General features: G+C 41.2%; 18 protein-coding genes. 15 read left to right on the top strand and 3 right to left on the bottom strand.

Annotation, left to right across the window (positions count from 1 at the left end; genetic code table 11):
• The first annotated feature begins 155 nt into the window (after positions 1–155).
• From GJB62_RS02560 to GJB62_RS02550, 3 genes are all read left to right on the top strand, one after another.
• Positions 156–2,027 carry an ArsA family ATPase gene (locus GJB62_RS02560; RefSeq protein ID WP_114085070.1) on the top strand — a complete coding sequence of 624 codons (1,872 nt, stop codon included), beginning with the start codon at positions 156–158 and terminating at the stop codon, positions 2,025–2,027.
• Between the two features lie 45 nt (positions 2,028–2,072).
• Positions 2,073–2,357 carry a hypothetical protein gene (locus GJB62_RS02555; RefSeq protein WP_114085071.1) on the top strand — a complete coding sequence of 95 codons (285 nt, stop codon included), beginning with the start codon at positions 2,073–2,075 and terminating at the stop codon, positions 2,355–2,357.
• A 299-nt stretch (positions 2,358–2,656) separates the two neighbouring features.
• Complete coding sequence (locus GJB62_RS02550) at positions 2,657–3,475, top strand: hypothetical protein (RefSeq protein WP_114085072.1); 819 nt, start codon at positions 2,657–2,659, stop codon at positions 3,473–3,475.
• Positions 3,476–3,601: 126 nt separating this feature from the next.
• On the opposite strand, the gene GJB62_RS02545 is transcribed toward GJB62_RS02550, so the two are convergent.
• From GJB62_RS02545 to GJB62_RS02535, 3 genes are all read right to left on the bottom strand, one after another.
• A complete protein-coding gene (locus GJB62_RS02545; protein ID WP_114085073.1) occupies positions 3,602–4,003 on the bottom strand; it encodes a hypothetical protein in 402 nt (133 codons plus the stop codon).
• Positions 4,004–4,015: 12 nt separating this feature from the next.
• A complete protein-coding gene (locus tag GJB62_RS02540) occupies positions 4,016–4,324 on the bottom strand; it encodes a hypothetical protein (protein ID WP_114085074.1) in 309 nt (102 codons plus the stop codon).
• Positions 4,325–4,629: 305 nt separating this feature from the next.
• A complete protein-coding gene (locus GJB62_RS02535; RefSeq protein WP_114085075.1) occupies positions 4,630–4,884 on the bottom strand; it encodes a gas vesicle protein GvpG in 255 nt (84 codons plus the stop codon).
• Between the two features lie 214 nt (positions 4,885–5,098).
• Here GJB62_RS02535 and gvpN point away from each other — a divergent pair, with 214 nt between their 5' ends.
• The 12 genes from gvpN to GJB62_RS02475 all read left to right on the top strand — a co-directional run bounded on the left by gvpN (position 5,099) and on the right by GJB62_RS02475 (position 15,190).
• Positions 5,099–6,271, top strand: a complete 1,173-nt coding sequence (gene gvpN / locus GJB62_RS02530; protein ID WP_114085076.1) for a gas vesicle protein GvpN — start codon at positions 5,099–5,101, stop codon at positions 6,269–6,271.
• Entirely contained in the window at positions 6,268–6,618 is a 351-nt protein-coding gene (locus GJB62_RS02525) for a gas vesicle protein (protein WP_114085077.1), read from the top strand. The genes gvpN and GJB62_RS02525 overlap by 4 nt, the downstream gene beginning before the upstream one ends.
• A complete protein-coding gene (locus GJB62_RS02520; protein ID WP_114085078.1) occupies positions 6,605–7,039 on the top strand; it encodes a gas vesicle protein K in 435 nt (144 codons plus the stop codon). The genes GJB62_RS02525 and GJB62_RS02520 overlap by 14 nt, the downstream gene beginning before the upstream one ends.
• Positions 7,040–7,075: 36 nt before the next feature.
• On the top strand, positions 7,076–7,819 hold the full coding sequence (locus GJB62_RS02515) for a GvpL/GvpF family gas vesicle protein (protein WP_114085079.1): 744 nt from the start codon (positions 7,076–7,078) through the stop codon (positions 7,817–7,819).
• A 351-nt stretch (positions 7,820–8,170) separates the two neighbouring features.
• Positions 8,171–9,994 carry an AAA family ATPase gene (locus GJB62_RS02510; protein ID WP_114085080.1) on the top strand — a complete coding sequence of 608 codons (1,824 nt, stop codon included), beginning with the start codon at positions 8,171–8,173 and terminating at the stop codon, positions 9,992–9,994.
• A gap of 308 nt (positions 9,995–10,302) precedes the next feature.
• Positions 10,303–10,992: a GvpL/GvpF family gas vesicle protein gene (locus GJB62_RS02505; RefSeq protein ID WP_114085081.1), complete on the top strand. Its 690-nt coding sequence runs from the start codon at positions 10,303–10,305 to the stop codon at positions 10,990–10,992.
• Between the two features lie 238 nt (positions 10,993–11,230).
• Entirely contained in the window at positions 11,231–11,452 is a 222-nt protein-coding gene (gene gvpA, locus GJB62_RS02500) for a gas vesicle structural protein GvpA (RefSeq protein ID WP_012408764.1), read from the top strand.
• 198 nt (positions 11,453–11,650) lie between these two features.
• Complete coding sequence (locus GJB62_RS02495) at positions 11,651–12,358, top strand: gas vesicle protein GvpC (protein WP_114085082.1); 708 nt, start codon at positions 11,651–11,653, stop codon at positions 12,356–12,358.
• Between the two features lie 14 nt (positions 12,359–12,372).
• Positions 12,373–12,546 carry a hypothetical protein gene (locus GJB62_RS02490; protein ID WP_181852931.1) on the top strand — a complete coding sequence of 58 codons (174 nt, stop codon included), beginning with the start codon at positions 12,373–12,375 and terminating at the stop codon, positions 12,544–12,546.
• Positions 12,547–12,801: 255 nt separating this feature from the next.
• Positions 12,802–14,133: a response regulator gene (locus GJB62_RS02485; protein WP_114085083.1), complete on the top strand. Its 1,332-nt coding sequence runs from the start codon at positions 12,802–12,804 to the stop codon at positions 14,131–14,133.
• 146 nt (positions 14,134–14,279) lie between these two features.
• Positions 14,280–14,642, top strand: coding sequence for a response regulator (locus GJB62_RS02480; protein WP_069071669.1), 363 nt, complete (start codon positions 14,280–14,282; stop codon positions 14,640–14,642).
• Positions 14,643–14,656: 14 nt separating this feature from the next.
• Positions 14,657–15,190: a chemotaxis protein CheW gene (locus GJB62_RS02475; protein WP_114085084.1), complete on the top strand. Its 534-nt coding sequence runs from the start codon at positions 14,657–14,659 to the stop codon at positions 15,188–15,190.
• The last annotated feature ends 97 nt before the right edge of the window (positions 15,191–15,287 follow it).

The raw sequence follows: 15,287 nt of genomic DNA, 5'->3' as shown, positions 1-15,287 counted from the left end.
TCTACGGTGTACACGGTAGCCTATAGGATAGAAGTTTTGTAAATCCTATCTGTGAAAGATTAAGGTTTTAAATAGCTTTATTCAGCAAAATTACTTAAGTAATTTTCAAAAATATGTAGTAACTTTATCCTAAAACGCCAGAAATGACAAACGGGATGGAACTTTTTGATAACCTACACCTTGCTATGTTTAGCGGCAAAGGTGGAGTCGGAAAAACGACAATCTCCTGCACCTTTGCATGTCGTTGGGCGCAGAAATTCGCCAATGAGCAAATTCTTTTAATCTCAACCGATCCGGCTCACTCTCTTGGAGATGTCTTACAAGTTAGTGTTGATGACATTCCTCGTCCCATAGCGGAACTACCAAATCTACGAGTAAGGGCGTTGGATGCAAAGCTTCTGCTACAAAAGTTTAAAGAACGTTACGGCCAGGTTTTAGAACTGTTAGTGGAGCGAGGTAGTTTTGTTGAAGGAGAAGACTTGTCTCCAGTTTGGGATTTAAATTGGCCTGGACTGGACGAGTTGATGGGCTTGTTAGAGATCCAACGCCTTTTTCAGGAGCAGCGGGTAGATCGAGTAGTAGTTGATATGGCTCCTAGCGGTCATACTCTCAACTTGTTTGGATTGATGGACTTTTTAGACACTTTCCTCCACTCTCTTGAACTGTTTCAAGAAAAGCATCGGATTATTAGCAAGACCTTTGCTGGAAGTTACACACCCGATCGCGCTGACGAGTTTTTGCAAACCCTGAAAGCTGAACTGTCGCAAGGTCGTCGTCTGCTTCAAGATCCCATCCATACAGCTTGTTTGTTAGTTGCGATCGCCGAACCAATGAGTTGGTTGGAGTCAAAACGGTTCCTAGAAGCCTTACAAACTTTGCAGGTTCCTTGCGGAGGGTTGTTTGTTAACCAAGTCCTGGCCAGTGCGACTGACCCAGATCGTTACCAAGAACAACAACCGATGATCGGTCAGTATACCGATCTTGCTAACGAAAAGCCGATTTTTATTGTGCCACAGCAAGATGAGGAGCCTTTAGGGATTCTAGCCCTCAGCCATCTCATCAACCAAATCCATGTTCCTCAGCTTGAACCGCTATCTTTTATCGATCTACTCCCAGTTCAATGGCCGGAAACAATTCCTCCTAGCTTTGGAGATTTTCTCACCAAAGGTCGTCGCCTGTTACTAATTGGCGGTAAGGGTGGAGTAGGCAAAACCACAGTAGCAGCTGCCATTGGTTGGGCTATGGCTCAACAACATCCCGATCGCAAAATTCGCATGGTTTCTATCGATCCAGCCCATTCTTTGGGTGATGCCTTTGGTTTGAGTTTAGGACACGAACCATATCAAATAACTGCCAATCTTCGAGGTCAGGAAGTAGATGGCGATCGCATTCTCGATCAATTCAGAGCCGATTACCTATGGGAACTGGCCCAAATGATGAGTGGCGAAACCCAAACAAGCGAAGCTATTGAAATGGCCTATGCTCCTGCTGCCTGGCGCAAAATTGTCGATCAAGCCTTACCAGGGATTGATGAAATACTTTCCCTGTTAACAGTAATGGAATTGCTAGAGCAACAAGAAGAAGACTTAATTATTTTAGACACTGCTCCTACAGGTCATCTTCTGCGTTTTCTAGAAATGCCAACTGCATTAGCAGACTGGCTAGCTTGGATTTTCAAACTCTGGATCAAGTATCAGAATGTCCTTGGTCGTACAGAGTTTATGGGGCGTTTACGAACTTTGCGACAGCGTGTAGTTAAAGCCCAAAAAGTGCTAAAAGACCCACAACAAGCAGAGTTCATTGGGGTTACACTTAACCAGACTAGTGTACTTGCCGAACAACAACGCCTGTTCAAATCTATGCAAGAAATAGGTGTAAGTCAGAATTACCTTGTTCTCAACCGCTTTACTTCTACAGCAACCATTAATTGCGATTTTCCAGGTTTGACAATGGTTCGCTTACCAATGCTTCCTCGCTCAGTTCAGCCTTTAGAACGCATCCAAGCAGCAGCCGGCTGTTTATTTTAATGGCTAATTAGACTAAATACTTTCATACCCAAAGGGAAATTTATTATGCATCGCACTCCAAACCGCAGACAAATTCAAGCCAAACTTAGCACCATGCCTCCTCAACGTTCTCAAGCAACAGCTTACTTAAATGCTTACAAAATGATGTTAGAGAAGGAGCGTTTAGAGGAGGAACTAGAGAAACTCGAAGCACGCCGACATCAGATTCAGCAGCGTCTTGCTATTTTAAATAGTCAAACAATTGCTGAAGGGGACATGACCCATCAGCAAGCAAATACTGACTTAGAAAACAATACACCAAAATTCAACACCCTAACATTGGAATACTAAGTACTAAGATTTCAGCTGCCTATTCTTCGCAACTTCCTTGCTCAGTCGCACCAAGCAGGGGCGATCGCGTTTTTGGATGTCGGAATCGTGGGGGAAGACGACATGAAAATTTTACTTAGTAATCTTAAGGTTGCTGCCCAAACTCGTTGCTATTACACTCGACTTAAGGAGTGGTAATTCAGAAAGGCATTAAGATATTACTTAGGTCAATTAGATCCTCAAGCCAGCTTATTGTCACACTGTTGAATTGCAATAACTTCTAAGTTCTAGAAAGAAACTAACAATTGCCTCAATAATTAATGCAACTAATTTCTGAGTTAACACCACATCAGGAAGCTTTACTTTGTGAATATAAGAGAAAGTGGCAGTTAGCAGCACTTTCAACACAACCTATTGATACACAAAAAGCGACTCAAACGATTAAAACTGTTTATAAGCAAATATCTAGTGTAAAAGAATTCGACATATATTTTTTTGATAGTCCATTTGGTATAGCTAATTTAAGTTTTCTCAACTGTATTTATCCGCATGAAGATTGGTGTAATCCTCGAAAACTTAATAATCTCATTAGGCGGCTTGAGAAGCAATTACTTAAAAAAGGGCTTTTCAGTAATACATTTCATCGATATATTGTATCGCCATTAATCGAAAAAGTTGGGAGTCAGTTGGATATTTGTCTATGGAACTATCTTCAAAAGCAGTTGAGATTTTGGCCAATTATACATAGCCTTATACCTGTAAATTTACGTGATAGTGAAAAATTATCTCCAGTTTGGAAATCTGCAAAAACAAATCAGCAAAGACGGCTAGAGGGATTGTGGCGTTTTTTGGTATCTGGTTTAGTGGTGCCAGATGCAGAGTGTAGTGTCTGCTGCTTACTCGATTACTGCATTTCTGAATTACAATGCTTTCCCGAAGACAATCTTTGGCACATACTTAAAGCATTTGTTGCTGACTGTGGTTGGACATTTTTTTTTCAAGATTTCTGTTTCACTTGTAATCGTCCGTATAAAGTGATGCTTAACGAACAGGGTCAACCATTATCTGAAAATGAAGCAGTTATTGAGTTTTTAGATGTTTTTAGCGTATTTACTAAGCATGATATATCTCTGTCTTAGTATATAAATGCAAGATAGATAAAGATGCGTAGGTTGGGTTGAACGGAGTGAAACCCAACTCAGCTTTGCGCTAGGCACGAAAATTCGTTGCTTAGTTATTTCTTACTTCTACTCAATTCCCTAAAATTAGCCAGATAGCTTCACAAGGAATGAAGAATCGACATCTAAAAGCCAATTCTCATCAATAAATTCTAGATTTTCATCATAAACAAGAACCAATTCACCAAGTTTTTGAGCATTGCTACTTGCAGTTTTCGTATTATCAACAGCATCAGCTATGAGCAAAAACTTTAGTTGTAAAAAACGTTCTTCGTGATTAACGCCTATTGAACTGCTAACTAATTCGGCTTCTAGGGTACGAGGTAACGTAATTTTCTCATAATATTCATCTTGTTCATCCCAATAGCCACACACTTTATAATCACACTGGTCAAGATGTTCTTGAACAAGAAGATTAGCATCTAAACTTTGTAATATTTCAGTTAAATCTTGCCAAACTTGATGATTTTTTAATTCGAGCCTTGTCATAGTTATGTGGGTTTAATGTTCTGTTACCAAACCAGAGAAGTGCAATATACCATCAATGAATTTTGCATGAAATCGGCGGTCGCCACCTTTACCTAAGACTTTAGATTTAAAATCGTAGCCAGATTCTTGGGAAGCCACCAACCCAACATTACCGCGAGGAGGTACAAGCCCTTTCTCAATGGCTTTTAAATGTTTCCCCTTCCGATCATATTTTAATCCCAGCTTTATTTGTTCGCTGCCAAATAAAACTAGCAGACCACTGATTGAAAGATATACAGTATCAGGTTGAATATCTGCCCAATTATCGGGTAAAGCTTCCATTAAATTTACGACTTACGCAAGTGTCACAAAAATTAAAACTTTTAGTTTGTAGTAAGGGCTTCAGCCCTGATTTTGAGGACTAAAGTCCTCTCTGCGAGACGCTACGCGTAGCTTGCTTCCCCGAAGGGGTACACTACAAACTAAAAATAATATGCCAGTTGCGTAAGTCCTAAAATTAATACTTGTACAGTAGAAGCATAATTTATTTAAGTATAATAGCTAACAACATTTTTAAAATTAACGTGAGTCTCCAACGGAGGCGCACGTTAGTTAAAGCAATAAATCACACAAGCTAGGAAAGAATTTCAATCCTCTTGTGTTTGATCGCGTTCCTCCTGTTCTGCTTCCAGAATCGCTAATAAAAGAGCTTCTTCCTGAATTTCAAACTCTTCTTCAGGAATTTCCCCCATATCAAAAGCAAGTTGGAGTGCAAGAAGCTGCTTGCTGAGATTCTCTTTATCATCAATTTCAGTACTCGCATGTTCTAAAATTTTTTCCCCAAGCCACGTTACCCCCATTAATGGGCCAGTAATCGGTAATAGTAAGAAGCGCAGAACCATATTGCTTTACACCTGTGTGGACTTCTTAAAGGTATCCTCTCAACACCGTAATCATGCTGATGACATAAATATTAAACATTACTAGTCTTGTGTTGATGCCAAAATCCGTTGGATTTGAGTCCAGTTAAGGCTGATTGACATCTGTATTTTATATTTGCAATGTAACAAAAAAGACTTTAGTATAACACATTACTATTGAGGAGGTACTTAGAGTTTGACAACAGTATTAAATGCATCTCCCCAGCGATTTGTCAATACACCTGCGGTTCAACGCGTCGCTCAACGTGCTTTGCGCTATCTACAGTCAGGTTTTTCAATACATTTGCGTGGTGCAGCCGGAGTCGGAAAAACTACTCTGGCAATGCATCTAGCTGATTTGCTCAATCAGCCGATCATCCTCTTATTTGGAGATGATGAGTTTAAAACCTCAGACTTGATTGGTAATCAATTAGGTTATACCCGTAAAAAGGTTGTTGATAATTATATCCACAGCGTTGTTAAAGTTGAGGATGAACTCCGACAACATTGGGTTGATGCACGATTAACCCTAGCTTGTAAAGAAGGATTTACGCTGGTTTACGACGAATTCAATCGATCGCACCCAGAGGTAAATAACGTTTTACTCTCCGTACTTGAGGAGAGGTTGTTAGTATTACCAACAAACCAACATCGAGCCGAGTATATCCGGGTTCACCCTCAGTTTCGGGCAATCTTAACATCAAATCCTCAAGAGTATTGTGGAGTTCATGCAACTCAGGATGCTTTGATGGATCGTGTTATTACCATCGATATGCCTACACCTGATGAACTGAGTCAGCAGGAAATTGTAGTTCATAAAACAGGTATAGATTCCGAGAAAGCAGAAGTAATTGTCCGCTTAGTACGGACGTTTTGGAGTCGATCTGGCTCTGGACAGGGCGGTGGATTACGTTCCTGTCTGATGATTGCCAAAATCTGCCACGAACACGAAATTTCCGTCAACCCTGGAGATCCTAACTTCCAAGATATTTGTGCCGATATCCTGCTTTCTCGCACGAATCAACCTCTCATGGAAGCAACTCGGCTACTGGAAGAGGTTTTAAGTGAATTCTATCATCGTATAAATACTCAATCTCAGCCGTCAGAGATAATACCAAACAACCAAAATCAGATTGTATTGGAACAACGAGTACCTTACGAACATGAAGTCTATAACTACCTGTGTAATTCTCCAGGAAGGCGTTTCTCTGAATTGGCAGTAGAACTAGGGATCGATCGCAGTCAAATTGTGGCTGCACTCAAGTCTCTCAGAGAGCAGGGAGTATTAGTCCAAATGCAGGGCAATGCCGAGTCGCCGAACATCTCACAAACAGTTGCTCTTGATTCTGGCCATTTAATAAACAAATGAGTACTAATACTAATCGGGGAGCTATCACCACATCAACTCAAGGTTCTACCTTGGCAGATATTCTAGAACGGGTTCTGGATAAAGGCATTGTTATCGCAGGAGATATTTCTATTTCCGTAGGCTCCACAGAACTGCTCAACATCCGAATTCGTTTGTTGATTTCTTCTGTTGATAAAGCCAAAGAGATTGGAATTAACTGGTGGGAGAGCGACCCCTATCTTAATAGTCAAACTCGCACCTTATTAGCAACTAATCAACAACTTCAAGAGCGTCTTGCCAGTCTAGAAACAGAACTGCAATCGCTTAAAACACTAAATCCTATTAATCATCAGAATGCAGGCGATTAGTAAATCAAAAGGTTCCGATTCCGGTTTAGCACCGTTGTTACTGACGGTTGTTGAGCTGATACGCCAACTCATGGAAGCTCAGGTGATTCGGCGAATGGATGCTGGCACTCTCAACGACTATGAGTTAGATCGAGCTTCCGAAAGCCTACAACAGCTTGAACAACAGGTTGTTAAGCTTTGCGAGATATTTGATGTTGACCCAGCCGATCTAAATATTAACTTGGGTGAAATGGGAAATTTACTTCCCCAATCTGGAGGATACTACCCCGGTGAAACCTCTAGTCAACCCTCTATTCTAGAACTTCTCGATCGCCTATTAAATACGGGTGTTGTGGTTGAAGGTGACTTGGACTTAGGACTGGCTCAATTAAGCTTAGTTCATGCCAAATTAAGATTAGTACTCACTTCTAAACCCCTGTAACTTTTTTATCTACATTCTTCTTGGTAAGACATTTATATGAGTTTTTACATTTATGGAATTTTGACCTTGCCTGCTCCCCAAAATTTAAATTTAGAGGGCTTAGATCGGCAACCCGTACAAATTAAAATTTTGGATGATTTTGCAGTCATCTATTCGGAAGCACAGCAAGAGCGTTATTTGGCCAGCCGTCGTAACCTGCTAAGTCATGAAAAAGTCCTTGAGGAGATCATGCAAGGAGGCGATCGCTATTTACTGCCCGTGCAATTTGGACTTTTGGTTTCCAGTTGGGAAAAGGTTTCAGAGCAATTAATTCGTCCTCATCAAGAAGAATTGACGCAATTGCTTGCGAAGTTATCGGGTTGCCGAGAAGTTAGTGTCAAAGTTTTTTGGGATACCGAGGCAGAAATTCAGGGACTATTGGCAGAACACCCAAATCTCAAAACTGAAAGGGATAAACTAGTGGGTCAACCCCTGAGTATGGAGCGGGTAATCCAAATAGGGCAAGTCATCGAACAGGGAATGAGCGATCGCAAGCAAGGCATCATCGATGTATTTAAAAGCACGCTCAACTCCATTGCGATCGAGGTAGTAGAAAATGCTCCCCAAATGGACACAATGATCTACAATTCAGCCTACCTAATTCCTTGGGAAACAGAATCACAATTTAGCGAACACGTTGAAGCACTCGATCGCCAATTTGAAAACCGTTTGCGAATTCGCTACAACAATTTCACTGCCCCGTATAACTTTGCTCGTCTTCGATTAAGTACAACGGCGTAAATATTTGTAGTTGGGATGATGCAGGAGGGAAGAGGATTTTAGTCTAGTTTATCTTCTTAATTATGGTTAGGTTTTTTTCACCGACTTACTTGTTCAGTTCCAATTAAATTAATTCCTCTCCCTATTGATACCGTTTCTTTTTGATGCTGTGCCAAATCATAGTTTTTTTTAAAGCAAAGGTACGCGGAGGTGAGCGCAAAGGTACGCAGAGATTTTCTCAAGTTAATTTGCTATGTTCAAAAATATTTAGGGGCATCTTTATAGAGAGTTGGTATGAATAGCAATAAAAATTGAAACTGTTGAATTTTTTAGAAATTAAATTTTTCTCTACCTTTTATTTAAATAAAATCAATGGACGACATATTTAAAGGATTTGAACACCTATTAGAAATTGCAAAAGCTTTAGAAGAAAAAGTAGAGAAAGGGGAGTTAAAAACTTCTATTCAAATTCGGTCTCATAATCTCAGTAGTATTCCCCGGCAAGGCAATATTCCGAGAACAAGTAATTCCAGCCGAGTCAGATCCAATTCCACCGATGCAGCTACACCAACGGATGATACTGATGTCACCCCCCCATCAGCTCGGACGAACTCAAAAGCTTCTTGGCAAGGTATCGGCGGCTTGGCTGATGTTCTCCAAGAAATCAGAGAGTTAGTTGAAATTCCACTTAAACGTCCAGATTTATTGGTGAAATTAGGGTTAGAGCCTCCGCGTGGGGTTTTGCTCGTTGGCCCGCCCGGTACGGGAAAAACTTTAACAGCCCGTGTTTTGGCAGAAGAGTTAGAGTTAAACTACATTGCCATCAATGGCCCAGAGGTGATGAGCAAGTATTACGGGGAAGCAGAAGCTCGTTTGCGAAGTATTTTTGAGAAAGCAACTCGTTCTGCTCCCTGCCTGATATTTATTGACGAAATTGACAGCCTGGCCCCAGATCGCAGCCAAGTGGAAGGTGAAGTTGAAAAAAGACTAGTGGCGCAGTTGCTTGGGTTAATGGATGGGTTTGCTAAAACTGAGGGCGTAATTGTATTAGCGGCAACAAATCGTCCCGATTATCTCGATCCGGCGCTGCGTCGTCCGGGACGCTTCGATCGCGAAGTTCAGTTTCGGGTTCCCGATCGCAATGGACGATTGGAAATTCTAACGATTTTGACAAGTGCCATGCCTTTGGAGACTTCGGTTAATTTAGGAGCGATCGCCGATTTGGCTGTCGGTTTTGTTGGTGCCGATATCAAAGCTCTTTGCCAAAAAGCAGCCTACATTGCCCTTCGTCGTCAAGTCCCCTCACTCAACAGTCCCGTTCCTGAGAACATGACTATCGTACAGCAGGATCTTCTCGAAGCAATTAAGGAGATAAAACCCTCAGTTCTCAGGGATGTAGCAGTTGAAGTACCTAGTGTAAGTTGGAATGACATTGGTGGATTGGATGATGTTAAACAAAAACTTCAAGAATCTGTTGAAGGCGCACTCCTCTATCCCGAACTATACGAGCAAACCAAAGCCAAGCCTCCCCGTGGGATTCTATTATGGGGGCCGCCTGGAACCGGAAAAACATTACTTGCAAAAGCGATCGCATCTCAGGCTAGAGCCAACTTTATTGCTGTGAATGGCCCTGAATTACTCAGCCGATGGGTAGGTGCAGCAGAACAAGCAGTCAGAGAACTCTTTCGCAAAGCTCGGCAAGCAGCTCCTTGCGTTGTGTTTATAGATGAAATTGATACCCTAGCACCAGCACGGGGACGATTCACTGGTGATTCTGGAGTTAGCGATCGCGTTGTCGGTCAACTACTCACCGAACTCGATGGGTTGCATGAATGCCCGAAAGTACTGTTAGTAGGAGCAACCAATCGTCCAGAAGCGCTCGATCCTGCCTTGCTCAGAGCCGGAAGATTGGACTTACAAATCAAAATCGATCTACCAGATCGAGCCAGCCGATTAGCGATTTTACGAGTTCACAATCTAGATCGTCCCCTGGTTGATGTCGATTTAGAAACTTGGGCGACAGTTACCGAGGGTTGGAATGGAGCAGACTTGGCTTTGTTAAGCAATCAAGCTGCTTTAAGCGCCATTCGTCGATACCGCACCCAAGGATTGACTGACTCCAGCTTGATTCAGATTACAAATGATGATTTCCAAGTTACATACCAAATGCTTGCTAATCAGCACCAATCTCAATAGTGATCTGTCCCATTAATTTTTATAGGTGAATCAAATTTCAAATTCTCTTCTTTCCTTCTTCCTTCGTGTACTTCGCGCCTTCTCTGCGAGACGCTACGCGAACGCGGTTCGTTCTCTTATCCCTGAAATTTAATGAGACAGACCAATAGTCTCTGACTTGAAAAAACACAGAAGTTCAGAGCAGAAGCTACTTATCCTCCAAAAACACCTTTGATGTCAAAAGAAGCGTCCCGGAGGACTTTCTAACTTTGGTAGAACAAAAGGGAATTATTAGTTAGTTAACTTTATTTGTCTCGACTTAATTATTTATGTCAATATACGCTTATGCTCTTCTAGTCCCCACCGCATCACCACTTGTTCTACCCTTCGGGATGGAAAGGAATATTGAACTAGTTTACTCTTCTGGTTTAGGCGCGATCGTAGAGTCAGAAATCTCACTGGAGGCAATACAGGCAACGGATGAGCGTTTACTTCAAGCTGTATTAAACCACGATCGCGTAATTCGAGAACTTTTTCAACAAACTCCCCTTCTTCCCCTACGCTTTGGGAGGGGTTTTACCTCTGTAGAAAAACTGCTGAATCATCTAGAAAAGCACCAAGAGCAATATCTAGAAGCCCTAACTCAGCTAGCAGACAAAGTTGAGTACACCTTAAAAATGACACCCTGTGATTTGATTGACGATTCTGACAATATTGATGCCAAGGGAAAAGCCTATTTATTAGCTAAAAAACAACGCTACCAAACACAGCAAGCATTTCAAGCACAACAATCCGAACAGTGGGAACTCTTGAGCCAGTTAATTCTCAAAACATATACAAATGTTATCTGTGAAACTCGACAGTCAGATGTGCGGCAAATCCACTTTTTGGCACAGCGCAACGATTCAACGCTCAGTACGCAGCAGTTTTCCCTTTGGCAGGTACAATGCTCGCACTGGCAATTGTCACTGAGTGAACCTCTACCATCTTATCATTTTCTCAAAAATACTCTCATATAATTTCATAAAAAATAATATTTAAAATTTTCGCAGAAAGAATCAAGATTAGATGATTTTTTCTTTAATTTTTGTCTAAAAAAATATTGTTAACTTTTTATTATTTTTTTATTTTGTTATATTTTCTCATGTTTTTGGGAACACTAAACCCAGGAAGAATAAAACACATTGTGTAAGTTTTACCTACTGCTCAATCAGAGCAAGATGAAATAAATAATTAGAGTTGTGAGAGGAAAAGAAAATGGCTGTTGAAAAAGTTAACTCATCTTCAAGTCTGGCTGAAGTTATTGACCGCATTTTGGATAAAGGAATTGTAATCGATGCTTGGGTACGTGTTTCTTTAGTTGGTATTGAACTGCTATCAATAGAAGCTCGGATTGTTATTGCTTCAGTTGAAACTTACTTAAGATATGCCGAGGCAGTTGGTTTAACATCTCAGGCTGCTGTTCCCTCTGCTGCTTAACACCACATTAGAAAAAGGGAGTCTTTATGGCTTCTAAGCTGATGCGCGTCTAAAGTATATAAACACTCTTGATGGTCGTTGACAGATGACTATTGACGGTTACCAGTCATCTGTCATCAGTCATCAGGTAAATGTACAAATTAAATGCATAACAGCTTATTTAATATTTCTAGTTAACAAAATAGGAGATATCATCTGATGGCTCTCAAGAATATATGGGAACAAGAGCGATCGCAGCGATTGCAAATAACTGCTGAACGCCGTCAAAAAGTTAACCAGTGGAAACAGCTAACTCAACAAGAACTTCAGCTACAAGCAGATGTGCTTCATCAAGAATTGAGAAGTTTTGTTACCAGCCTTCACAACGACAGGAACTCACAACAGCAGCAATTTCAGCAAGAGATTGTAGAGCGGCAATTGGAAATATTGCAAATAAAAACAGATGTCTCGCAACGCCAGCAAGAATACCGCCAACAGCGTTCAGCAAACGCTCAGGCATTATTCCAAAACTTGCAAAATTTCCGGGCAATCTTACATAACAGTGTTTGGGGCGATTACAGTCCCGAACAAGCAGTTTCCCCGACTCCTGCTAAAGAAGAGAAATTAGTTGCAACAGTTCCAAAATGGTCAATCTCCCGTTCTGCAATTAAAGCCAATGGTTTTCGTCCTGCCGTCAATACCATGACTAGGAAAGCGCCTGCCTTGAATGCGGATACTGCTAAATCTAAAGTGCAGCAATACATTCAGCAAGCTGAAGGAGCTACTCTGATAGAAATTGAAGAGGTGATAGGCTTAAGCCGGGTGCAAACGATAGATATCCTGCGCTCCTTAATCAAGCAAGGAATACTAGAACAACGCGATCGCCAATACTTTATTCGGCAACAAGCAATTTCTGGACAAACTTAATTTAAGCTCATTTTTTGTATTTGCAGACTAGCGGTTGGGCGATCGCTTATGTCTATCGCCTTAAGCAGCAGAGTACAAAATCGATAAGCATTAAAGCTGGTCTATGGTTTGTAGTATTCAACATTTCCATCTTTTTCCAGTCTGTATTGCAACCACATCTATACAAGCAATTTGCTCAAGAGATGTAACATGGCAACAAGTTAACCTATTAATAATTAGTTAACCTATTAATAATTAGAAAAAGAGCTTAAATCTTTGTTCAATCTTCCGGTTTTAACTTTAAAAATATCCAGATTGGAAAGGGATATAAGAAGCTGGGATAGCTCAATCAAGGTTTTGAACTGTGCTATTGGCAATCTCATAATGAAGTTAGTAAGCTGGATTGTTTGAGAAATTCTAATGTAAATGCAAAACTCAAGATATATAAGGAGGTGCGATCTATTGTGAATCAATTGATCGAGCAACTTCAAACTAAATTATTTACAGGTAGGCTAAATCTTGAAGCAAGGGATGGGCCAACTTGGACGCTATATTTTCGTTTAGGACGATTAATTTGGCAGGCTGGCGGTTCTAATGCCGATGAGCGATGGCGACGACACTTGTTGCGGTACTGTTCTAATCTGGATGTGACACAGTTGGAGCAGCTTGTCTCTCCCCAGGAAAATTACCGCGAGTATTCCATTCTTGCTAAGTTGCGAGAACAAAAATTAATCGAACAACAACAACTTGTTAGCCTGATTGCAAGCTCAATAGCTGAAGTCCTGTTTGATATCATGCAGTACATTGAAGCCAAAAAAAATGGCAACAATCCAACAGGGCAGTTGTCACATACTACCGTTGTTGGTGAAGTTCCTGGGGTTCTCTTAGCTGTAATACCAACAGAGGAAGTCTTGAAACGGGCTACACAAGCCTGGCAAGAATGGCGAGATGCAGGACTGGCAACCTACTCGCCCAATTTATTTCCGATCATTCAAAAAATTGAGCTACTCCAAGGACAAGCATCCTCTAAGCAGATTATTGCTCTAGTTGATGGAACAAAAACTTTACGAGGTCTAGGGCAAAAAAGCGGTCGGGATGTCTTAGCTTTGACTCGGTTATTGATGACATTGGTAAAAACAGGTGCGATCGCTTTTTCACCTACCCCAAAGCTCAGGCAGGTTGTGATTAGTAAAGAAACTGGCAACCCGTCTGGTGCAGTTAATAATTCCAATTCTTCACTAAAGACAGAAGAGGATACTGTTATACAAGTTGCACCCAATTTCAACAAAGTTGCTCCCCTAGCGACTAGCAAAGAAATTGTCAATTCGTCCAGTGCAGTTAATAATTCTAATTCTTCATTGAAGAAAGAAGAGAAGACTATTTTACAAGTTGCCCCCCCGGCGGCTAGCAAAGCAATTATTGATCTCTCAAGACCTTTAGTAGCATGTGTGGATGATAGTCCGATGATCTGTCGCAGTTTGGAGGAAATTCTTATCCATCAAGGTTATCGCTTTGTTGGCATTCAAGATTCCTTGACGGCAGTTTTAAACCTAATTAAAACCAAGCCAGACTTCATTTTTTTGGATCTTTTGATGCCAAAAGTAAATGGCTATGAAATTTGTTCTCAAATCCGTAAAACTCCAAGTCTCAAAAATGTGCCGGTTGTCATCTTAACTGGGAAAGATGGAATAGTAGATCGGATGCGAGCAAAATTAGTAGGAGCAACTGACTTTTTAGGTAAACCTGTAGAACAAGAGAAAGTACTCAATATGCTTCACAAGTATTTAACCGTTTAGGTTGAAGCGACAGTCATACCAGTGGCTCTCCTACATCCATTTTCAAAACCGATTGTGGATGGGAAATTGCTTTCTAAATCTAGCTTGGTGTTAATTTATTTGTCGCCATTATTTTTCAAATTCTGAATTAAATAGTTAGGAAAAAAATGAAAAAAGTTCTTTTAGTTGAAGATAGCCTCACAGAATCCGAAAAGATGACACGTTACCTAGAGCAAGGAGGATATTCAGTTTATGAAGTTCGTAGTGGTGAAGAGGCTCAACTGCGGTTGAAACAACAAAAACCTGACTTGATCTTACTGGATTTGATTTTGCCAGGCCAAAGTGGATTTGAGTTCTGCCGAAAGTTGAAAGCCGATCCGACAACAAAAGGAATCCCGGTAGTGATTTGCTCAACTAAAAACACAGATGTTGATAGAACTTGGGGCAATATGAGTGGCGCTGATGGCTATTTAGTCAAACCTGTAGATGAAAATACCTTGCTCCAGACTGTTAATAAATTTATTCGCTAAAGGAAACTAGGGCAATGGTACAGGCCAACGATCGCTTTTCTTCGCTACCCATTAATAGCCAATTTCGACTTGAAAACTCTTCCCAAGGAAACAACCAGAGGTTTTTAAGATTTCCGTTGAATGGAAAGGTAAATGGGTTACTCCCATTAGCTGATTTGCGGGGAGTAATTCAGGTTGCGCTGACCGAGATTTTGCCAGTACCGCAAGTAGCAGAATTCTTGTTAGGCATAATGAATTGGCGGGGAGAAGCGATCTGGATTCTTGATTTAGCAGCTTTGTTGGGAGCAACACATTGGTGTCGGCGGGAAAGTGTGCGTAACTCTGGCATGGCGATGCTTGTTCAAGTCCAGAATCAAACTGTCGGGCTGTTGGTAGAGCAAGTCAATACCATTGAAGTTCACGATCCCCAAGAGCGGTTAGAGATTTCGACATCGATGTTACCTGGCCGACTAGGCTCATTCTTACAGGGTTACTTTGTGGATTCTCAAGGTAGCCCTTTGATGTTACTTGACACCCAGGTTGTGATTCAAGCCCTTCAGCCTCTTTGACACTAGTAGTCTGCCAACCCAAAAATGCGCTTGTGAGGTCTGGGGAAAGGGGAAAGGGGAAAGGGTAAGGGATTTAAAACCTTTCCCCCTTCTCCCT

Origin of the sequence: Nostoc sp. ATCC 53789 (genome assembly GCF_009873495.1) — a bacterium.
In the GTDB taxonomy this organism is placed as follows: domain Bacteria; phylum Cyanobacteriota; class Cyanobacteriia; order Cyanobacteriales; family Nostocaceae; genus Nostoc; species Nostoc muscorum_A.
This window is presented reverse-complemented; position numbering and strand designations above follow the sequence as displayed.

Bases quoted from the DNA above. Each gene is read 5' to 3' on its own strand.
- GJB62_RS02560 (WP_114085070.1), top strand. From the start codon at position 156: ATGGAACTTTTTGATAACCTACACCTTGCTATGTTTAGCGGCAAAGGT.
- GJB62_RS02555 (WP_114085071.1), top strand. From the start codon at position 2,073: ATGCATCGCACTCCAAACCGCAGACAAATTCAAGCCAAACTTAGCACC.
- GJB62_RS02550 (WP_114085072.1), top strand. From the start codon at position 2,657: ATGCAACTAATTTCTGAGTTAACACCACATCAGGAAGCTTTACTTTGT.
- GJB62_RS02545 (WP_114085073.1), bottom strand. From the start codon at position 4,003: ATGACAAGGCTCGAATTAAAAAATCATCAAGTTTGGCAAGATTTAACT.
- GJB62_RS02540 (WP_114085074.1), bottom strand. From the start codon at position 4,324: ATGGAAGCTTTACCCGATAATTGGGCAGATATTCAACCTGATACTGTA.
- GJB62_RS02535 (WP_114085075.1), bottom strand. From the start codon at position 4,884: ATGGTTCTGCGCTTCTTACTATTACCGATTACTGGCCCATTAATGGGG.
- GJB62_RS02525 (WP_114085077.1), top strand. From the start codon at position 6,268: ATGAGTACTAATACTAATCGGGGAGCTATCACCACATCAACTCAAGGT.
- GJB62_RS02520 (WP_114085078.1), top strand. From the start codon at position 6,605: ATGCAGGCGATTAGTAAATCAAAAGGTTCCGATTCCGGTTTAGCACCG.
- GJB62_RS02515 (WP_114085079.1), top strand. From the start codon at position 7,076: ATGAGTTTTTACATTTATGGAATTTTGACCTTGCCTGCTCCCCAAAAT.
- GJB62_RS02510 (WP_114085080.1), top strand. From the start codon at position 8,171: ATGGACGACATATTTAAAGGATTTGAACACCTATTAGAAATTGCAAAA.
- GJB62_RS02505 (WP_114085081.1), top strand. From the start codon at position 10,303: ATGTCAATATACGCTTATGCTCTTCTAGTCCCCACCGCATCACCACTT.
- gvpA (WP_012408764.1), top strand. From the start codon at position 11,231: ATGGCTGTTGAAAAAGTTAACTCATCTTCAAGTCTGGCTGAAGTTATT.
- GJB62_RS02495 (WP_114085082.1), top strand. From the start codon at position 11,651: ATGGCTCTCAAGAATATATGGGAACAAGAGCGATCGCAGCGATTGCAA.
- GJB62_RS02480 (WP_069071669.1), top strand. From the start codon at position 14,280: ATGAAAAAAGTTCTTTTAGTTGAAGATAGCCTCACAGAATCCGAAAAG.
- GJB62_RS02475 (WP_114085084.1), top strand. From the start codon at position 14,657: ATGGTACAGGCCAACGATCGCTTTTCTTCGCTACCCATTAATAGCCAA.